7 protein-coding genes are annotated in these 18758 nt (G+C 63.0%); 2 read left to right on the forward strand and 5 right to left on the reverse strand.

From position 1 onward, the window contains the following. Window positions 1–19 precede the first annotated feature (19 nt). Entirely contained in the window at window positions 20–1675 is a 1656-nt protein-coding gene (locus tag KUG85_RS09525; RefSeq protein WP_083212976.1) for a GMC oxidoreductase, read from the reverse strand. Window positions 1676–1965: 290 nt separating this feature from the next. Between KUG85_RS09525 and KUG85_RS09530 the strand changes: the two genes are divergently transcribed. Then, the gene (locus KUG85_RS09530; RefSeq protein WP_223005008.1) at window positions 1966–3144 is read left to right on the forward strand and encodes a DegT/DnrJ/EryC1/StrS family aminotransferase; all 1179 of its coding nucleotides are present in this window, start codon (window positions 1966–1968) and stop codon (window positions 3142–3144) included. Then, on the forward strand, window positions 3134–3940 hold the full coding sequence (locus KUG85_RS09535; protein WP_223005009.1) for a 4'-phosphopantetheinyl transferase family protein: 807 nt from the start codon (window positions 3134–3136) through the stop codon (window positions 3938–3940). The genes KUG85_RS09530 and KUG85_RS09535 overlap by 11 nt, the downstream gene beginning before the upstream one ends. Here the strand turns inward: KUG85_RS09535 and KUG85_RS09540 are convergent. The 4 genes from KUG85_RS09540 to KUG85_RS09555 are packed head-to-tail and all read right to left on the reverse strand — an operon-like array spanning window position 3910 to window position 18266. Next, window positions 3910–5493, reverse strand: a complete 1584-nt coding sequence (locus tag KUG85_RS09540; RefSeq protein WP_255606331.1) for a glucosamine inositolphosphorylceramide transferase family protein — start codon at window positions 5491–5493, stop codon at window positions 3910–3912. The genes KUG85_RS09535 and KUG85_RS09540 overlap by 31 nt on opposite strands. A 34-nt stretch (window positions 5494–5527) precedes the next feature. Then, the gene (locus KUG85_RS09545; protein WP_223005011.1) at window positions 5528–8335 is read right to left on the reverse strand and encodes a condensation domain-containing protein; all 2808 of its coding nucleotides are present in this window, start codon (window positions 8333–8335) and stop codon (window positions 5528–5530) included. Next, window positions 8332–16332, reverse strand: coding sequence for a non-ribosomal peptide synthetase/type I polyketide synthase (locus tag KUG85_RS09550; protein ID WP_255606332.1), 8001 nt, complete (start codon window positions 16330–16332; stop codon window positions 8332–8334). Before KUG85_RS09550 ends, KUG85_RS09545 begins: the two co-directional genes overlap by 4 nt. Next, window positions 16329–18266 carry a non-ribosomal peptide synthetase gene (locus KUG85_RS09555; protein WP_223005012.1) on the reverse strand — a complete coding sequence of 646 codons (1938 nt, stop codon included), beginning with the start codon at window positions 18264–18266 and terminating at the stop codon, window positions 16329–16331. The genes KUG85_RS09550 and KUG85_RS09555 overlap by 4 nt, the downstream gene beginning before the upstream one ends. Window positions 18267–18758: the final 492 nt, after the last annotated feature.

The raw sequence follows: 18758 nt of genomic DNA on the forward strand, positions 1-18758 counted from the left end.
TGAATATATGTCCGTGTGTTCAGGCAAGAAGCCGCGTCTTGAGATGGTCGGCAAGGCGCAGGGTCATGGCGATGATCATCAGCGTCGGATTGGCGTGGCCTGCCGTTGGAAACACCGAACTGCCCGCAACGTAAAGTCCCTCGACACCATGAACCCTGGCGTTCCGGTCGACCACGCTTGTCGCCGGATCATCGCCCATGCGCGTGGTACAGGCCGGGTGGGCCATGTCGCTGAAGGGTGCGTTCCTGAAATCCTCGTCCAGGACCCAGGGTTCGAGTTTGGGCTGTGGCAGGCCGACCCGCCAGAACTCGGCCGAGATGAGTTCGGCAAGCCGCGCGACACTGGCGGTTTCCGCCCAGCCGATCTTCCAGTCCACACGCGCGAGCGGGATGCCAAGCTGATCGCGGAGGGAGGAGAGCGTCACGCGGCTGTCGCGGTTGGGCCTCTGTTCGGCCATGGCGTCGAAGCGCAATTCGGTGAGCTGGCGCGGCAGGCCCCGTTTCATGATGAGCCGCCGGTGCAGGCCGGCTGCCAGCCCGCCGGGGGCCGCAAGCGCCGTCCTCAGATCGTCGAGCCGGAACCGCCTGTTGCCGGAGTAAAATCGTTTGAGTGCCAGCCAAGGGTCGTTCGGCGCCAACACCTGTACCGGGTAGGTGGCGCAGTTGAGCAGCCCCTCGCGCGCCTGCAGGCGCGGGCTAAGCGCCAGCCCACGCAGATAAAAATGCGTGCGGCGGTTGTGACTGAGCCCGTAAAAACCGAAATGCTCGGCAACGTCCTGCAGCGTCTCCTTCCCGAACCGTGCGATCACCGTGCGCGGATGGTCGGCCAGGTAGCGGCCCACGCAGTCATGATCGTTGCCGATGCCCTTTGCCGCTACATCTCTGGAGGCCAGAAGCATGCGCGCGTTCTCAATCCCCCCGCCGCACAGCACGATCACCGGCGCCCGGATCACCGCTTTCGCCCCCGAAAGGCTTTTGACATCGAGTGCTTCGACCCTTCTTCCATTCTCGGAGAGCCCGATGCGGGTGACGGTCGCGTGGGTCAGAATGTCGATGTTCCCCGCCGTCAGTCCCCTCGCAATGTCTGCAAACCGCAGCGGCTCGCTGCCCTTGATCCTGTGGCTGAACTGCCAGAAGAAGGTGCGCACGAGATCGTCATTCAGGTCGATATCGGCGGGCGGCGAGACCAGCCGGTGGTAGAGCGCTCTGTCGTAGATGTTGGGGCCGAGATTGAGCAGCGCCGCTGCGCGGTCGAGCACATCCGTGAGATCGCGCCGCTGCAGCGGCCAGCCGGAATCGGGAACCCATTTGCGGGCGTCGAAGTCGATATCGTCGAATGCGGCGCATTTGCCGACCCATGTGTGCGTGCTGCCGCCGACCATGCGGTTGCGAAGCTCGAAAGCGGGGATGTCGTTGAGCCAGGCGAGATCGCCCGTATAGCCTCGCTGGAGGGGCATGGCGTCACGCGCGTTGGGATCGCCGATATTCTCCACCCGATTGAGGGTTTGTACTTCGGGATCGAAGTCCACGCCGCCGCTTTCGACAAGGAGAATCCTGAGGCGCGTACCGGAAAACTCCCGCGCCAGCGCCAGCCCGGTCGGTCCCGCTCCGACAAGGGCGAGATCGGCGTCAAGCTGTGTGCCCGAAGGCACGTTGCGCAAGTCTAGAGTGGACACGTTGCCCCCTGAGCGGGCCATCAGAACAGCACGCCAGCCGCCCATGAAAGCGGTTCGCCGCATCGCGATTGACCCTTAAGCAGGCTAGCAAAATCCCAAGCTTGGCCGAACTCATCCAAATTGCATAGAAGGGGCGACTTGCTAAGGGTTTTGGCCACTGCGAAGTAGTGCGCAACGCCGCGTCGCTACATTATTGGATTATTTGAAAACCCCATGGCCCGGGCATACGCTTGAAGAACAATTGGGGCGCCGCGGGCATGGTTTGCCCGTCGGCCAAGCGGGAAAACACCATGGCAAAAGTTGGTTTGCGTGAGTGGCTGGCCATCGGCGGGGTCATCGCCTCGGGGCGTCTTGCCCGATATGGCGGCCCCGGCGAGGGGCCGCTCGACCGGTTCGAGAAGGCATTTTCCGAAAAGTTCGGCGTCAAACATGTGTTGACAGTCAGCAGCGGCACAGGCGCGTTGATCAGTGCATTGGCTGCGTCCGGCGTGGGGCCCGGCGACGAGGTGCTTGTGCCTGCGTATACCTGGATCGCCACGGCCGCCTCTGTCCTTGCTGTCGGGGCCGTGCCGGTCATCGTCGATATCGACGAAACGCTGACGATGGATCCCGAGGACATTGCGCGCAGGATCACGCCGCGCACACGTGCCATCCTGCCGGTGCATATGGCCAACATGGTCTGCGACATGGAGGCGATCACGACGCTCGCCCGCCAGAACGGCCTCATGGTGATCGAGGATGCCTGCCAGGCGGTGGGCGTGCGTTATCGGGGGCAGCGTGTCGGCACGATTGGCGACATTGGCGCTTTCAGCTTCAACCAGTTCAAGAACATCAATATCGGCGAGGGTGGTGCGGTGGCCTCCCAGAGCGACCGGTATTTCGCCCGCGCGCGCATGTATCATGATGTGGGTGAACTCTTTCGCGGGCATCTCGACAATTACAACGAGCCGAGTTTTTTCGGCGTGAACTTCAAGGCAAGCCAGATCCAGGGCGCGATGCTCAATGTGCAGCTTGCCAAGCTCGATCCCATGCTGGGTCGCATGCGCAGGCGGCATCAGGTCATGTCGCACATCCTGTCGGGCAGCGACGCCTTCCGGCTGGGGCCGCACAACGACCCGCAAAACGCCGTCGGTCTCCATGTGCTGTTCGAGACGGAAGGCGAGGCCAAGGCCTTTGCCGCCCGGAACCGGCGCGGCGTCTATCGCGTTTTCGATTCAAGCCGCCACGTCTGCACCCACTGGACTCCGATCCTGGAGAAGCGGGCATTTCATCCGGCCATGAACCCGTATGGCTGGGCCTCGGCCGATGTGGAGTACGGTCCAGATATGTGCGCCCGCTCGCTGGATATTCTCAAGCGCACCTGCCGCATCAGCCTCGGTGAAAACTATCCAACCGCGCTCATGGCCTATCTTGCCCGCCGCATGGCAGGCCGGAGTGCGCAGGAAAGGCGGTTCTCCTATGCAGCTTAAACCCGTAAGCATCGGCGCCGGCACGATCGATGTCTGGCAGTGGTCCCTCGACGTACCCCTGGAGGCGCTTCCGCCACTCGTTTCGGCGCTTAACGAGGCTGAGTTCGCACGTGCCTCTCGCTTCGTGCATGAGCAGCACCGGCTGCGTTTCATCGCCGGGCGGGGCCGGCTGAGGGCGATCCTCGGATCCTATCTCGGCGTTGCGCCAAATCGGCTTGCTTTCTCATACAATGCCTTTGGCAAACCCCGGCTTGCCGGGCGCGGTGAACCGCCGCTTCATTTCAATCTCAGTCACAGCGGCCCGACGGCGGTTCTCGCCGTTTCCGACCGCTATCAGCTCGGCATAGACATCGAACGTGTACTCCCGTTCCGGGAAAATCTCGCAGAGCATTTTTTCTCCCAAGCGGAGAATGAAGCGCTGAAGCTGGTGCCGGCGCAGGATTATCTTGGAGCGTTCTTCCGCTGCTGGACACGCAAGGAAGCGTTCGTGAAGGCGCATGGAGCGGGGCTTTCGCTGCCGCTTGAATCCTTTGACGTCACCATCGATCTCGTCGGTGAGCCGCGACTGCTGCGGCTCGATGGCGTGGACGATGCGCCGGCCCAGTGGCAGTTTCTCAACCTCACCCTGCCGCGCGGCTATGTCGGCGCGGTCGCGGCGCTGACGGCGGGCAACGCCGTTTCGCTGAACTATCGCGGCGGCACGCTTCAGCCGGCCCGGCGAGAGAGGCGCGGGGCCTGGCGGCCCGCAACACGGATCGAACGTCATCAGGCGTTGAGCCGCGCATCCAGAATATAGCGTGAGCCGCTCGCATCGAAATGATGGCAGCCGGTCAGGCCCGGTTTGAAATCGGGCAGGATGCGGCGCACACATGTTTCCCGATAATCATCCAGGTCCAGTTGCTCGATCTCCATGATGTTGAGACCGTAGCCATAGATGCCGTGTGCATTGTATTGCGCCGGTCGATAAAGCCGGCGATGGCGTGAGAAGATGCGGCCGGCATTGCGTGCCGTGGCGCTGCCCACAACAATGGGATTCCGCCGATGGGGAATGACCCGCTTCAATTCCGGTCCGTCGACCTGGAACGCGTAGAGCGCGGAGCAGTGATCCTCGAACGCGTGATGCTCTGAAAGATTGGTGAAAAGCCACCACTGACCGCGATGTTTGAAAAGTGTGCTGTCGGCGGTTGACCATCCCTCGAGGGCCCGGGAATAGGGCTCCCAGATCAACGGAAAGCTCACCGCGCGCCAGATTTCGATGCGCTTCCTCTGATGCGTCTCCGGCATGAGGAAAATCTCGTCCCCCTCGCGGAAAACGAAGGGAAACGAGAGGTGTTCGCTGCCACCCAGCGCTATGCCGATGGGTTCAAAGCCGCTGCGGGTGATTTCGCCCACGGCGATGTGCGCTTTGGTATCGCCCAGTCCATAGTTCTCGTAGAACAGATAGGTCCGCCCCTCATAGTGAAAAAGGAAGGGATCGGCCTTGATGGCCGTGTCCGTCGGCGGGATCTCGATGGCTTCGCTGGGCTCGAAATCGTCAATGGCGCCGCGCCCGCTGAAAAGCGTCCAGACGGCGGTTTCCTGATGGGAGGCGCGGCGCACGCTTTTGAGCACACGCTGCGCTATGTTTTTTGTGAGTGCCGCTGCATAGCGGCCTGTCCTGAAAATGCCGGGCGGCCTGAGCGCCTGGACGGCATCGGGGGCATTGAGCGGCTTTGGCAGTTTGCGGGTGTCCGCGACGCGCCTGAGTTCACGCATCAGAAGCAGAACTGATTTTTCCTTGATGAAAGCGGCGTTGCGCGCCGCACTGAATTTCACATTGAACTCGGCCTGCGCAATGACCCGCCTTTCCGGGTGCCGTGCCGTTTCCAGAAAAAGCGAGAGCTGGCTTGTCGGAGCACCGGCCGCCATGTCGGCGATGCCGTCCCAGCTTGCCGAGCCCGACTGCGTGAAAACATGACTGAGCGACCAGGCGCCGAGCGGAAGGTTCCGAAGCAAAGGCTCGGGCAGTTTTGCATCGCAGTGACGCAGGATCATATCGAGTTGCAGCCTGTGCCGGCCGCCATCCTCCGCGGCCCAATCCTCCACGGCATTGTCCAGCGGGATGTTCAGTATGGTTTTTCGAGCACGCTCGAACCGTTTTGCGCCATAGCGGGACTGTCGTGCGAAAAGTGCGCCGTCGAGCTGTGCGACCAATCTGGTCAGCATGTCGGCGTGGCTTTCGCCGCTCTGCTTCGAAACGTTCAGAAACGCGACGAGCCGGAAACGGCGGTCCGCAAGCAGCCGCTCGATGAGCTGCAATTCCCAGTTCTCGAATGGAAGGCCTGCCTGCCGCATGATGCCGATGCGCAAGGAGGCAGGGGCTGGGCTTGGCTTGCCCTGCTTGTCAGGAGGAGCGGTCAGCGGAGCCTCCCAGTTCAAGACGCTCGCCAAGCACGGATGAAAGCTTGTCGACGCCCCTGTCACTCAACGAATCCTCGTGCCAGCCGCTGAGATCGAAAACCGGCGATTCATCCGGCACGAAACCACGCCACCCGAACAGAAGCCGTCTTGCGCGCCGATGCGTGGCCTGGCTGCGGAAGAAGAGCACGGTTTCGCCGGAAAGCGCACGCGGACTGTAACGCCGGGCCGCACGAACGAGATACTGGGTGACCGCTTCGGTGGTTTCCTCTTCCTCGTTCATCGCACGGGCGGGCGCGAAGCGCTCGACAAGCTTCAGCGAAAGGCTGAACTCCTTCAGATAGGTGATCAGCGACATGCGCCCGCGCAGAAGCTTGCCAGTGAAATAGACGAGACGTTTTGCCCGTTTCTCGGTGTTCCAGCGCCAGCGCGTCAAGGCCGGCTGCGAACGCACATAACCGGGCGCCCAGCTGTCGATCAGCGCGACGAAGCTCACATCATGCCCCTGGGCCCGCAATTGCCGGGTCATCTCGGCGGCCAGGATGCCGTTGACGCAGAGCCCCACCAGCGCGACGGTTTTGGGTGTGTCGCCAAGCTGCATCGCGTCCACCGCATCGCTGGCGATCTTTTCCAGCGAAAAGCCTTCGGTCTCTTCATCGATCCTCGCATTGAACATGTGAAGATTGATGACGGAGGCATGACCGGGAAGCGACTTGGCCATCCGGTAATAGAGGAAGGGATGGTTGAGCGTATAGACCGCGCAGTCTCCGCTGCCCTGCCGGTAGGTCGTTGTCTCCCATTCGACGGTGACCGGTGACGGGGTCTCCGGTTCTTCCGCCGGTTCTGCGACAGGGGCAGGCTGTGTGCCGAAGATCGCAGACGCGAAGCCCGAGAGCGTCGGCTCCCTGAACAGGAGAGCGAGGTCAGGCTGGATGCCGAAGGCCTCGCGCACGCCGGAGAACATTCTAAGGGCCAGAAGCGAATGACCGCCCAGCGCAAAAAAGTCGTCGTCTGCATTCACCCGCGGCACGTCGAGCACACGCGCCCATATCCGACCAAGCTCCGCCTGCCTGTCTGCCGGCGGGGCCGGACTTCCGGCAGTGACCGGGGCAGGGACATTGGCCGTGGGTGGCGGCATCGCCGGCAATTCCACTGCGCCATCCGCCCGTCTCGGCAGGGAAAGAAGAACGCTGATTGCGGCGGGTAACTCTTCCTCTGGCAGCCGTTCTCTCAGATAGGCGTCCAGTAGCGCAGGAAGGGTTTCGAGTGGCACCATGAGCCCTGCAGTCGGCACCACGAAGGCGTGGGGCCGGCCGGCCGGTCCGTCTCGCCGGACCGCGACATCGGCGACATCCGGTTGCGCGAGAAGCAGCGCTTCCAGCCGCGATGCCGGTTTCGGCTGCGCTTCCTTCGGCAATGTGCCGGCACGAACCGGCCCCGCCATTGCGCCAATCTGCGCCTGCGGATCGTCAAGCGCGAAGGCATAGGCCTTCTGCCACAGATCGAGCAGCTCCCGCGCGGTCGCTTCGTCGAACAGATCGGTGTTGTATTCCACCGACATGCGCCAGCCGGTCGGCCGGCCGATCATGATGAAGTTGAGATCATAGATAACGCCCGGCGATTGCGACGGGGCGCTGATCAGCTCGAAATCGCCATAGCGCGTATCTTCCAGAAAGGCCTTTTGCTGGTTGAAGTTCACCGAGACGAGCGGATTGCGGGAAGGATCGCGCACAGGATTGATCAGTTCGACCAGATTGTTGAACGGCATTTTCTGGTGGTTGAGGGCCGCCCCCACCGTTGCGCTGACCCTTGAGAGGTGATCGGCGAAGCTCAACTCGTCGGCAATATCGAAACGTAGAACGAGATTGTTGATGAACACGCCGATCAGGCTCTCCAGATCCACATCCTCGCGCCCCGCGATCTGCGTCCCGAACAGCACTTCACGTTCGCCCGAATAGTGGTGAAGTGCAGCACTGATGACCGCCGCGCCATAGCTGAACAGCGATACGTGATGCGCGCGCGCCGCCGCCTCGATCCGCTCGCCGAATTCCAGCGGGAGCACGGCGGAAAGGATCTCCCCGCGGCTGGTTTTTACGCGGCCACGGGGCCGGTCCGGCCTGATCTCGAAATAGGGCGCATCGCGCAACTGTTCGCGCCAGTAGGTCTTCTCCGCTTCGAAACCATAGCTGTTGCGGTATTCGTCCTGCCACAGCGCGAAGTCGCCATATTGCAGCGCCAGCTCCGGCAGGTGCGGCGCACGCTTCGCGTCGATCGCCGCTGCCAGCTCTCCCACTTCGCGCCCCAGAACGCGGATCGACCAGCCGTCGAAGCAGCTTTGATGCGCGGTGATGAGAATGAAGCCGCGCCTGTTCTCCACCATCAGCAGCGTGACACGAAAGAGCCCCGGCTGGCCGAGGTCGAACGGGGCTGCCGCCGTCTCCCTGCTGATCGACTGGATGCGCGCCTCGCGCTGGTCTTCCGGAACGTGACGCAGGTCGATGACCGGCATACGAAACTCGACCCCGCGCACCACCTGCTGCGTGGGTTGCCCGTCCGTCTCCACAAAACGGGTTCGCAGGATCTCGTGTCGCTGGATGATCTGCCGGAAAGCCTCCTCAATGCTCTCGGTCCTGAAGTTCCCCCGAATCTCCCACCGCACGGCAACGTTGAGCGCGGGGTTTCCGGGGTTCAGACGATCCAGAAACCAGCAGCGCATCTGCGTCTGCGTGCAGGGAAATTCGCCGATGATGTCGTCCGAACCGGAGGCCATCAGGCGGTGTTCGATGTCGCTCATCCGTGTGCCTCCATGCGCCGCCGCGCGCCATGCCGGAAATCTTTCAGCGACGGCACATGCGGCTTGACACCATTCACGGTCTCGCCCTCCGCTTCATCGGCGATCAGCGCCAGCTCCCCGATCGTGGGGTGCTGCAGGAGATGCCGCGCCTCCAGCGGCAGGCCGGCATCGATCATCCGGGCTGCGATGCGGAAAATGCTGAGCGAATCCGCCCCTAGCGCGTAGATGTTCTCCTCCACGCCGATTTCGGGAATGTTGAGCACGTCGCGCCAGATGGCCGAGAGTTTCTCTTCCATAGGCGTGCGCGGCGCGGTGCGGATGATGGCCGCCTCCTGGCGCGGGATGCCCTGCTTTTCGAGCGTCTTGCGGTCGAGCTTGCCATTGGCCGTCTGGGGAAGCGCTTCGGCATTGACCCAGAAGGCGGGCACCATGTGGCCGGGAAGATGCGCCTTGGCATGGGCGCTGAGCGTCTTTGGGTCTGGCGGGTTCGCCGGATCGTCCGGCACGATGTGACACACGAGCTGCCGGTCGCCATTGCGGTTCACGGGGGCGACAACGGCGCACTGGCGCACGCCCGCTGCCTTCGAGACAACCGCCTCGATGTCTCCGAGCTCGATGCGGAAGCCGCGCAGCTTGATCTGGTTGTCGCGGCGCCCCAGAAGCTGGAGCGAGCCATCGGCCAGGCGCCGTCCCACATCGCCTGTCTTGTAGAGCCGCTGCGGAACACCGCCAATCGACACATTGCGAAATGCGGCCTGCGTCTGCTCGGCATTGTTGAAATAGCCGATGGCGAGCCCGTCGCCGCCAATGTTCAGTTCGCCCGTCACGCCCATGGGCGCAAGCCGGTTGCGCGCGTCCAGAATGTAGAGCTGCGTGTTGGCGATGGGCTGGCCGATGGTGATCGGTGCATCCGGATCGTCGATGCGCGCGACCGAGGACCAGATCGTGGTCTCGGTCGGCCCATACATGTTCCACAATTCGCCGCCCAGCGCGCACAGGCTCTGCGCCAGCGTTGCGGGCAGCGGTTCGCCGCCGCACAGCATCTTGAGCGATTTCCTCTCGCCCAGCCCCGCTTCGACAAGCATCTGCCAGAGCGTTGGCGTTGCCTGCAGAACGGTTGCGCCGCAGTCCTCGAGACGCTTGACCAGTCGGAACCCGTCCTGGACCTCGATCCTGTCGGCGATCACCACGCGGCCACCGCAGATCAGCGGCAGGTAGAATTCCAGCGCGGCGATGTCGAACGAAATGGTGGTGACGGCAAGCAGTGTGTCGTCCGCCGCAAAGCCGGGTTCCTTCGCCATGGAAGTGAGGAAATTGACCAGCGCGTTGTGCGGAACCTCCACGCCCTTCGGCACGCCGGTCGAACCTGAAGTGAAGATGATGTAGGCCGCAGCCTGCATGCCATGAACCCGCTCCTCGAGCGGTGCCGCATCCCTGGCGGCAATCGCATCGCGCTCCTCATCGAGCATGATCGGCAGCACGTCTTCACCGGCAAGGGCGGCAATCCTGTCACTCTTGCAGATCACGGCGGAGATTTTGGCCGCCTCCATGGTCTGCCGCAGGCGCGCTTCGGGATGATCCGGGTCGAGCGGCACATAGATGTGGTCGGCTTTCATGATCGCCAGCAGCGTCACCAGCATGTCTATGGAGCGGTCGAGCGCGACCGCGACACGGCAGCCGGGCACGAGCAGCTTTTCCTGGAGCAGCCGTGCCATCTGCCAGCTTCGCGCATCGAGTTCCCCATAGGTGATGCTTTCCTTGCCATGAGTGGCGGCAATTGCGTCGGGCGTTTCCGCCGCGCGGTCGCCAAACAGCTCGAAGGCAAAGCGCTCGTCATCATAGGCCGCCTGCGTCTGGTTGAGCCCATAGGCAAGCCAGTCCATCTCGTCCTGAGACATGAGCGGCAGGCGCTCGATGGGTTTGGACATATCTTCTGCCAGCGCCCCCACGAGCGTGGCGAAATGGCCGAGCCAGCGCTCGATGGTTTCCGGATCGAACACGTCGCCATTGTAATCGACATCGATGCGGATGCCGTCCTCGCTCTCGATCATATTGGCGAACATGTCGAAATTCGAAAACGCCTTGGGGTTGGGCGCGACCTCGGCGGCAAGCCCGCCAAAATTCATTCCCTTCGTTACCCGCTCCAGGTTGAACTGGATTTCGGTCAGGGGAAGGCGGCTCGGATCGCGCTTCAGACCAAGCTTCCGCACCAGCGTTCCATAGGTAAAGTCCTGATGCTCGAAGGCTTGAAGAACCAGTTGCTGCGTGTCCTTCAAATGCTCGGCAAAGGACCGTTCTTCATCAAGCGCCTGCCGCAGGGGCAGAAGATTGACGCAATGGCCGACCAGCGTTTCATCATCAAGCAGGCTCTGCCCTGCCGAAGGCACGGCGATCACGATGTCGTTGCTGCCCGAAAGCCGCGCGATCATCAACTGCATGGCTGCGAGCAGGGTCGAAAACAGCGTCGCGCCGTTCTTCGCGCCGGCCTTCTTCAGCCGCCTGTAGACATCGCCGTCGATAAACGCGGTCACGGTGCCGCCGGCAAAGCTGCGCTGTTCTGGGCGCGGTCGGTCGGTCGGCATATCCGGCAGGTCTGGCACGGTCTCGAATTGCGAAAGCCAGAACCGCTCCGTTTCTGCATCGTCGTCCGTCCGGCTCGCGCGCGTCTGCGCATAGGTGGAAAAAGCCAGAGCCGACGGCAGGTCAGGTGTGTCGCCCTGCACAAGCGCGCTATAGGCCGTCGCCAGTTCATCGATCAGGACATTCGCCGACCAGCCGTCGCAGACGATGTGATGGGCCGTGAAGACAAGTACGTGCCGCTCGTTTGAAAGCCGAACGAGTTCTGCGCGCGCCAGCGGACCGTTGACGAGATCGAAGGGGGTGCGCGCCTCGCGCTCAACGATCTGTGCAAGCGCTGCGGTGTCTGAGGCCTCTGTTAACGGCATGTCGATGCGTAAATCGGGCGTCACCTCGAAATGCTTGCCCGTCCGCGCAAAGCGGATGTGAAGCGCATTGTGCCGAGCCACGATAAGATCGAACGCCTTGCGGAATGCGGCTTCGTCCAGCGCGCCATCGAGCGCGAGATTGAAGGATTCGTTGAAGGAGCAGGAGGCTTCGTCGCCGGCCTGGGCTGCAAGCCAGATTTCCTTCTGCGCTTCGGTCAGCGGTGCCTGTTGCGGCGTCTCTTGCGCGGGTTTTGCCGCAGGTCGTTCGGCCCGCTCTCCATCGGACATCAGAATGCCGGCATCCTGAAGCGCGTCGAGCGTCTCGCCGAAGACCGTTGCAATGCGCGAAAAGTCCTCTTCCGAATGCGCGGTCGTCAGGAAACAGGGATAGCCGTCCTGGACATGCAGGCCCTGCATCCGCGCATAGGGATAAAACAGCGCGCCGAGCGGGTCGGCATTGCCGAAATCTGTCACGAACCAACTCTTGTAGCCATGGATCTGCGTCGCAATCCCGCGATCCGAAAGCTGACCGTTCAGCTCCGTGACAAGCGTTTCCGTGCGGGTGGCCACCCGGTCGTAGAGTGCGCGGCCTTCACCCTTGATGTGCTCTAGCACGGCGCGTGTCGCCGCCAGCACGACAGGATGGCGCACGAATGTGCCTGCAAAGAAAGTCGGCGCGACCATTGGCACGCTGTCATCGCCATAATCCCAGTGACCGCCATCGAGCGCATCCATATACCGGCTGTCTCCGGCCAGAACGCCGATCGGCATTCCGCCGCCCAGCACCTTGCCATAGGTGGCGAGGTCGCCGCGTATGCCCCAAACGGCCTGCATGCCGCCGGGGTCGACGCGGAAGCCCGTCACCACCTCGTCGAACACCAGTGCGAAATCGCGTTCCGTTGCGAGCGCGCGCAGCGCACGCACGAATTCGACCGGTTGCAGCTCCGGATGCCGGCTCTGCACCGGCTCGATGATGACGGCCGCAAGCTCGTCCGCATTGGCGCGGATCCAGTCGAGACTCTCGGGCGCGCCATAGGGCAGGACCGTGATGTTCGACAGGGAATCTGTGGGAATGCCGGCGGCTATGGGCAAGGTGCGATGCTGCCCCGCACGGCTGCGGCCCTTGACCAGAACCTCGTCGAACTGGCCGTGATAGTCATTGCCGAAAACGACGATGCGGTCGCGGCCCGTCACGGTGCGGGCAACCCGCATGGCGGCCATCACGGCTTCCGATCCCGTGTTGCAGAAGGTGACGCGGCTGTGCCCGGTCAGTTCGCTGATCAGGTCCGCCACCTCGCCGGCGAGCGGTGTCTGCGGGCCAATGGCAAAGCCCCTGTCGGTCTGAGCGCGGATCGCCTCGACCACGAAATCGGGGGCGTGGCCGAAGGCGGTTTGCCCCATGCCGTTCACGAGATCGATATATTCATTGCCGTCAATGTCCCAGATGCGCGATCCCTTCGAGCGGTCGGAGACTATCGGAAAGACCAGTTCCTTCCAGTCGGCGCGAAAGCCGGAGGCCGCGCGCGGATCGGCCAGATGCGGCCGGTGTTCCTGTGTGAACGCTTTGGAGCGGGCATTCTCCTCGCAATAGCGGGCAACCAGATCGTTGATGAAAGCGCGTTTTTCCTCCGTGAGCGCCTTTTCGCCGGCCTGCGCGCCGGGCTTGTACACGCGGATGCGGCTCCCGCCGATCTCGCTCTCGTCGCCGTTTGTGTCCGGCACAGGCGCGGGCGCAGCGGCTGGAGCCGGTGCAACCTGCGGCGCTGCTGAAGGCGCGGCCGCCGGCACGGAGCCGCCAAGCGACTGGATAGCCGCGAACTGCTGTGCAAAAAGTTGCTGCGCCATCTGCAACTGGGACTGGAAAAGCGCCTCGAGCCCTTGAGGTGCCTGTGGAGTTCCATTCGCCACTGAAGATGGCGCAGCAGACGCGACGTCCGGCGTGGGGGGGACCTGAGCCACCGGAGAGGGAGACACCGCCTGCACGGCATCTGCCGGCAGTTCGGTGTCGAGGTGTCGCGCCAAATCATGAATGGTCGGAATGTTGCCGAGCAGCTCGCGGAAGGAGAGCTTGATCCTGTATTCCTTCTCCACCTTCTGCGCGAACTGGCCGATGAAGAGGGAATCAAAGCCAAGCTCCAGAAAGGTTGCTCCGGCTGCATCGCCTGGCAGGTCTTCGCCTGAAAGGTCTGAGAGCAGGGCGGTCAGGGCGCGTTCCAGCGTGGCGCGCCGGTCGGTTGTCGCAGGTGCGGTGGTCATTGGGCTCATTCCGTCTGTCGGGATTGCTTGTACCGGTGTTTCGGGCAGCGTATGGGCAAGTGCCGCATGCGCCCGGTTCTCCGGCGTCGGTGCGTCGATCCAGTGCATCTGGCGCTGGAAGGGATAAGTCGGCAGCGGAATTTTCCGCCGCGCCGTCTCTGGCAGGGCCGGCCATTCGAGCCCGCAGCCGGCGATCCACGACCGCGCATGGGCTTCGGCAAAGACTTCCTCACCAAAGGATGCGCGGTCGTGTTCGGGCAGGGACTGGATAATGGCGGCGATGTCATCGCGCTTCAGCGTCTGCGCGGTGAAAACCGAAAGCGTTCGGCCGGGGCCGACCTCGATGAAAACGGGCCTGCGCTCGCGCGCAACGGTCTTGATGCCGTCGGCAAAGCGCACCGCGTCGCGGCAGTGGCGCGCCCAGTATGCGGGCGAAGCGCCCTGCGTGTCCGTCTGCCAGTCGCCGCTCACACATGAAATGTAGGGAATGGTGGATGGACCGTATTCGACCTTCGCCGTCTCTTCTTCGAGCGCCCTGGCAGCCTCGTCCATCATGGCCGAATGGAAGGCATGCGAGGTGTGCAACCGGCTGTAGGCGATGCCTGCGGCGTCAAGCGCTGCGCATGTCTCGTCCATCGCGTCGAACGTGCCGGAAATGACGCTGAGCTTCGGTGCATTGAGGGCTGCGATCTCCACCCCGTCGCAAAGATGCGCGGCCACCGTTTCCGCATCCGCCCGCACCGAAACCATGGCTCCCCTGGGCTGGCTCTGCATCAGCCGCCCGCGTGCTGCGACCAGCCCGAGCGCATCCTCGAAGCGCATCGTGCCCGAAAGTGTGGCGGCAACGAATTCACCCACGCTGTGGCCGATCATGGCTTCGGGCATGAGGCCACGGCTCATCCAGAGCTTTGCCGTTGCATATTCGACGAGAAAGAGGGCAGGCTGGGCGATCTGCGTGTCGCGCAGTGCTTCGGAAAGCTCTTGCGGTGCGTCGCCGTCGGGCAGCCGGATGAAATCGCGAATGTCGCGGCCAATCAGAGGCTCAAGAAGATCAGCACCTTTGTCGATCCATTCGGCAAAGACCGGTTCGGTCCCATAAAGCGCGCCGCCCATGCCCACATGCTGCGCGCCCTGTCCGGGAAACATGAAGACCACGGGCGGGGCATCCTGTGCTGCCTCGCCGCTGATCGGGCGTTCAGATTCAAGTGCCGCAATCGCCTCGTCGCGCGTGCGCGCAATAATCGCCGTTCGGTGCGAAAAAGCGTGCCGCCCCCGCTGCAGCGTGTGCGCCACGGTGGCGAGCGGCTCTGTGCTCTCGCGCAGTGCCCCGGCCAAATTCTTGCGCATCGTGGCGAGCGCCGCCTCGTTCCGCGCCGAAAGCGGGAGAATGAACGTGCGGTCGGGCGATGTCTCCGAAAGAACGTCTCTGTCGGGCGCCTGTTCGAGCACCACATGTGCATTGGTGCCGCCCACCCCGAACGAGCTGACGCCGGCGCGTCGCTTTGCGCCCGCCGCTTCCCACGCTACGAGTTCCGTTGGAATGCGGAACGGACTGTTTTCCAGTGCCATATGCGGGTTGGGCGATACGAAATTCGCCACCGGCGGGATCTCGCCGTCGCGCACCACGAGTGCCGCCTTGATGAGACCGGTGACGCCTGCAGCGGCGTCCAGATGGCCGATATTCCCCTTCACGGACCCGAGCGCGCAGTGGCCTTCAGCGTCATTGCCGCCAAAAGCGTTCATCAGGCCGTTGAACTCGATGGGATCGCCGAGCGGTGTGGCAGTGCCGTGGCACTCCACATAACCGATGCTCTCAGGGTCGATGCCGGCACTGGCAAGGGCTGCCGCAATCGCGTCGGCCTGTCCCGAAACGCTGGGTGCGGTGTAGCCCACCTTGTCCGCGCCGTCATTGTTGACGCCATAGCCGCGAATGACGGCATGGATCGTGTTGCCATCGTCGATGGCGTCTTCGAGCCGTTTCAGAAGCACCACGCCGCCGCCGCTGCCGAACACCGTGCCGCCTGCCTGCGCATCGAAAGGCCGGCAGAAACCGTCCGGCGAAACCATGCCGCCTTCCATGTGGATGTAGCCGCGCTTCTGCGGCACCGAGATCGACACACCGCCCGCCAGCGCCATGTCGCAACCATAGGTCAAAAGGTTCTGGCAGGCCTGCGTCACCGCCAGGAGCGATGTGGAGCAGGCCGACTGGATGGTGAAGGCCGGCCCTTTCAGGTCGAGCTTGTAGGCAACGCGCGTCGCCAGCGTGTCGTTGATCGCGCCCACCAGTTCGTTGAACATGTCGACCTGATAGCCGGAGGTGAAGGCTTCGGCCTTTTTCCGGTCCGACAGGATGTTGTTGATGAGATAGGTGCTCATCGCCGAGCCGGCGAAGACGCCGATCGACTGTTTCGCGCTAAAGGGGTCGCAGCCCGCGCTTTCCAGCGCTTCCCAGCAGATTTCCAGAAACAGACGGAACTGTGGGTCGAGCACCGCCGCTTCGCGCGGATACATGCCGAAGAACTCCGCATCGAACATGCCCACATCGTCCAGATAGGGCCTGGAGGGCACATAGTCCGGCGAGGCGCGCGTCGCCTCGTCATAGGCGTCCTCGATTTCGTCGGCCGCAAAGGTGCGGAAGGCATGCCGCCCCTCGCGCACCATCTGCCACAGCGCACCGACCGACGGCGCACCGGGAAACCGCCCGGCCATGCCGACGATGGCAACGCTGCCGATGCCCTCATCCAGTCCCGTTTCAGGCTCCATCGGCCCGTGTTTCATCGGGATGCGCTCGTTCATTGTCTGCTCCGGCGGAATTTAGACATGACCTCTCTCTGCCGCGCGGCGCGGCTTTGTGCTGTGGCTGTCTTCTGGAGACTGTCCGGCGCTTTCTCGAGGAAGCGCGCCAGACTGCGGATCTTCGGGTGTTCGAACACCGTCACCACATCGATGCTGCGGCCAAGCTCCTGTTCCAGCGCTGCGTGGACGCGCATGAGCTGCATCGACGTTCCGCCGAGGTCGAAGAAATTCTGATCCGTGCCGAAATTTTCGGTGCCAAGCACCCTGCGCCATTGCCGCGCGATGACGGCTTCCATTCCTTCCGCCGGCGTTGCCGCTGGCGCCTGCGCTTCGGTCGGGGCCGGCAGGCGGGAGCGATCGACCTTGCCCGCGCGGTTCATTGGGAATTCCTGCAGAACGATGGCCCGGCCCGGCACCATATGCGCCGGCAATACGCCCTTCAGCCGCCCGAGAACGGTGGCGGCAAAGTCCCCTTCGTCATGCCCGTTCATGGTGTGCGGGCGAAGATAGGCGATCAGCCGCTTGGCCGGCCCAGCCTGGTGGCACTGCACCACCGCGTCGGCCAGATGCCTGTCGCGGCGCAGCGCAGTCTCGATCTCATCGAGCTCGATACGCTTGCCGTCGATCTTCACCTGCCGGTCGCGGCGGCCGCGAAAATGCAGGAGCCCGTCAGGGTCCATCACAGCCATGTCGCCCGTCAGATAGCAGCGCAGGCTCTCGCCATTCTTTGCGGTGATCGTGACGAAGCGTTCCTGCGTCAGCTCCGGCCGGTTCAGATAGCCGATGGCGAGCCCGTCACCGGAAACCGCAAGCTGGCCTTCCCGTCCCGGCGGAAGCTCGGTGAGGTCATCGTCGAGAATGTGAAGGCCGTTATTGGCGATGGTATAACCGATGGGCACCGTATCATCCTGGAGGTCGGCGGGAATGTCGAAGGTCGAGGCAATGACGGTAACTTCCGTCGGCCCATAGGCATTGGTCAGGCGGCATCTCGGATGAGCGGCGAGAAATCTCCGCGCATGATCGGCGGATGCCACTTCACCACCGAAGAAAACATGCCGCAGCGAGTTGAGCTTACCGCCGGAATGATCGACCAGAAGATTGAAGAGCCCGGTGGTGAGCAGCATCACCGAGACTCGTTCGTCGTCGATCGTGCCGGCGATGCGCGGCATGGAGAGCGTGCGGTCGCCGATGCCCGCCAGCCGCGCCCCGTTGAGAAGCGCGCCCCAGATCTCGAATGTGGCGGCATCGAACGAAATCGTTGCCGTATGCAGCACCACGTCGTCCGGGCGGAAGTCGACAAAATTCTGGTCGCACACAAGCCGTTGGATGCCGCGATGGGGAATGACGACACCCTTCGGACGCCCCGTCGAACCAGACGTGTACATCACATAGGCGGCATCGCCGCCGCCGACGGACGGAAACGCCGCCGCAATCTCACGCCCTGCCAGTGCGGCAAGCGCTGCGTCTATGTCGACAAGCCGGTCGGCTTCCATCGGCAGACCGGCTGCAAGCGCGGCGCTTTCCCGGTCGATCATGAGCGCACGCGGCGCGCAGTCCCGGGTCATATAGGAGAGATGCTCCATCGGATAGGCGGGGTCGAAGGGGGCATAAGCGGCCCCTGCCTTGAGGATCGCCAGCTTGGCGATCAGCGTTTTCAGCGCGCGCGGCAAGAGCAGGCCGACAATGTCACCCTTGCGGATGCCCATTGAGATGAGATGCGCGGCGAGTTTCGAGGCTGTCCGGTCGAGTTCGCCATACGACATGCGTGCGTCATCGAAGGAGATGGCTGTCGCATCCGGTCGGGCGCGTGCGATGCCGGCCACGATGCCGTGGACCGACGCATTGCGGTCATAGGCGCGTCGATGCGAGGATTGCCTTGCGGTGACGGCGCCGTTGAGGCTGGATCGCTCCGCGTGTTGCTTTTTCTGATGCATGTAGACGCCCCGCCCGAAAAAGCCCGCGCCTATATTTCAAGCATCCGAAAACGCTTATTGTTTATAGTTGAGGCGCGGGAGAAAAATGGTTCTCATGCCTTCGAGGGAAAGAATTTCATGCAGGCCGGCAAAGAGACAGATAGCTATCTGGATGACCCGCGAGCCGACCGGAGGTCTTAGGGTTTCACGGATATAGACCATTCGGCGATGCCACCGTTGGGTGGAGGAGAAAGCCTATCCCAAAGCATTAGGGTCAGGACCTATTAATATGGTCGCAATGGTCGGCCTGATTTGTGCGGATACGCGAAGCAGGACCGCAGGAAGACTTCATGTCTTTCAAGGTCTTGCGACAAAGTAGGCCGTGCAAATCAGGCCGATCCGAAGGACGCTCGATAGACCGGCGATCTGCCGCGTCAAACCCCTTGACCGGGGGGAAGACCCCGCTCTGCGGGCTTCTCCTTGCATCTCTTGGTCTATCGAACGCCATTGTGA

The organism is Nitratireductor rhodophyticola (assembly GCF_019891355.1).
Taxonomy (GTDB): Bacteria; Pseudomonadota; Alphaproteobacteria; order Rhizobiales; family Rhizobiaceae; genus Nitratireductor; species Nitratireductor rhodophyticola.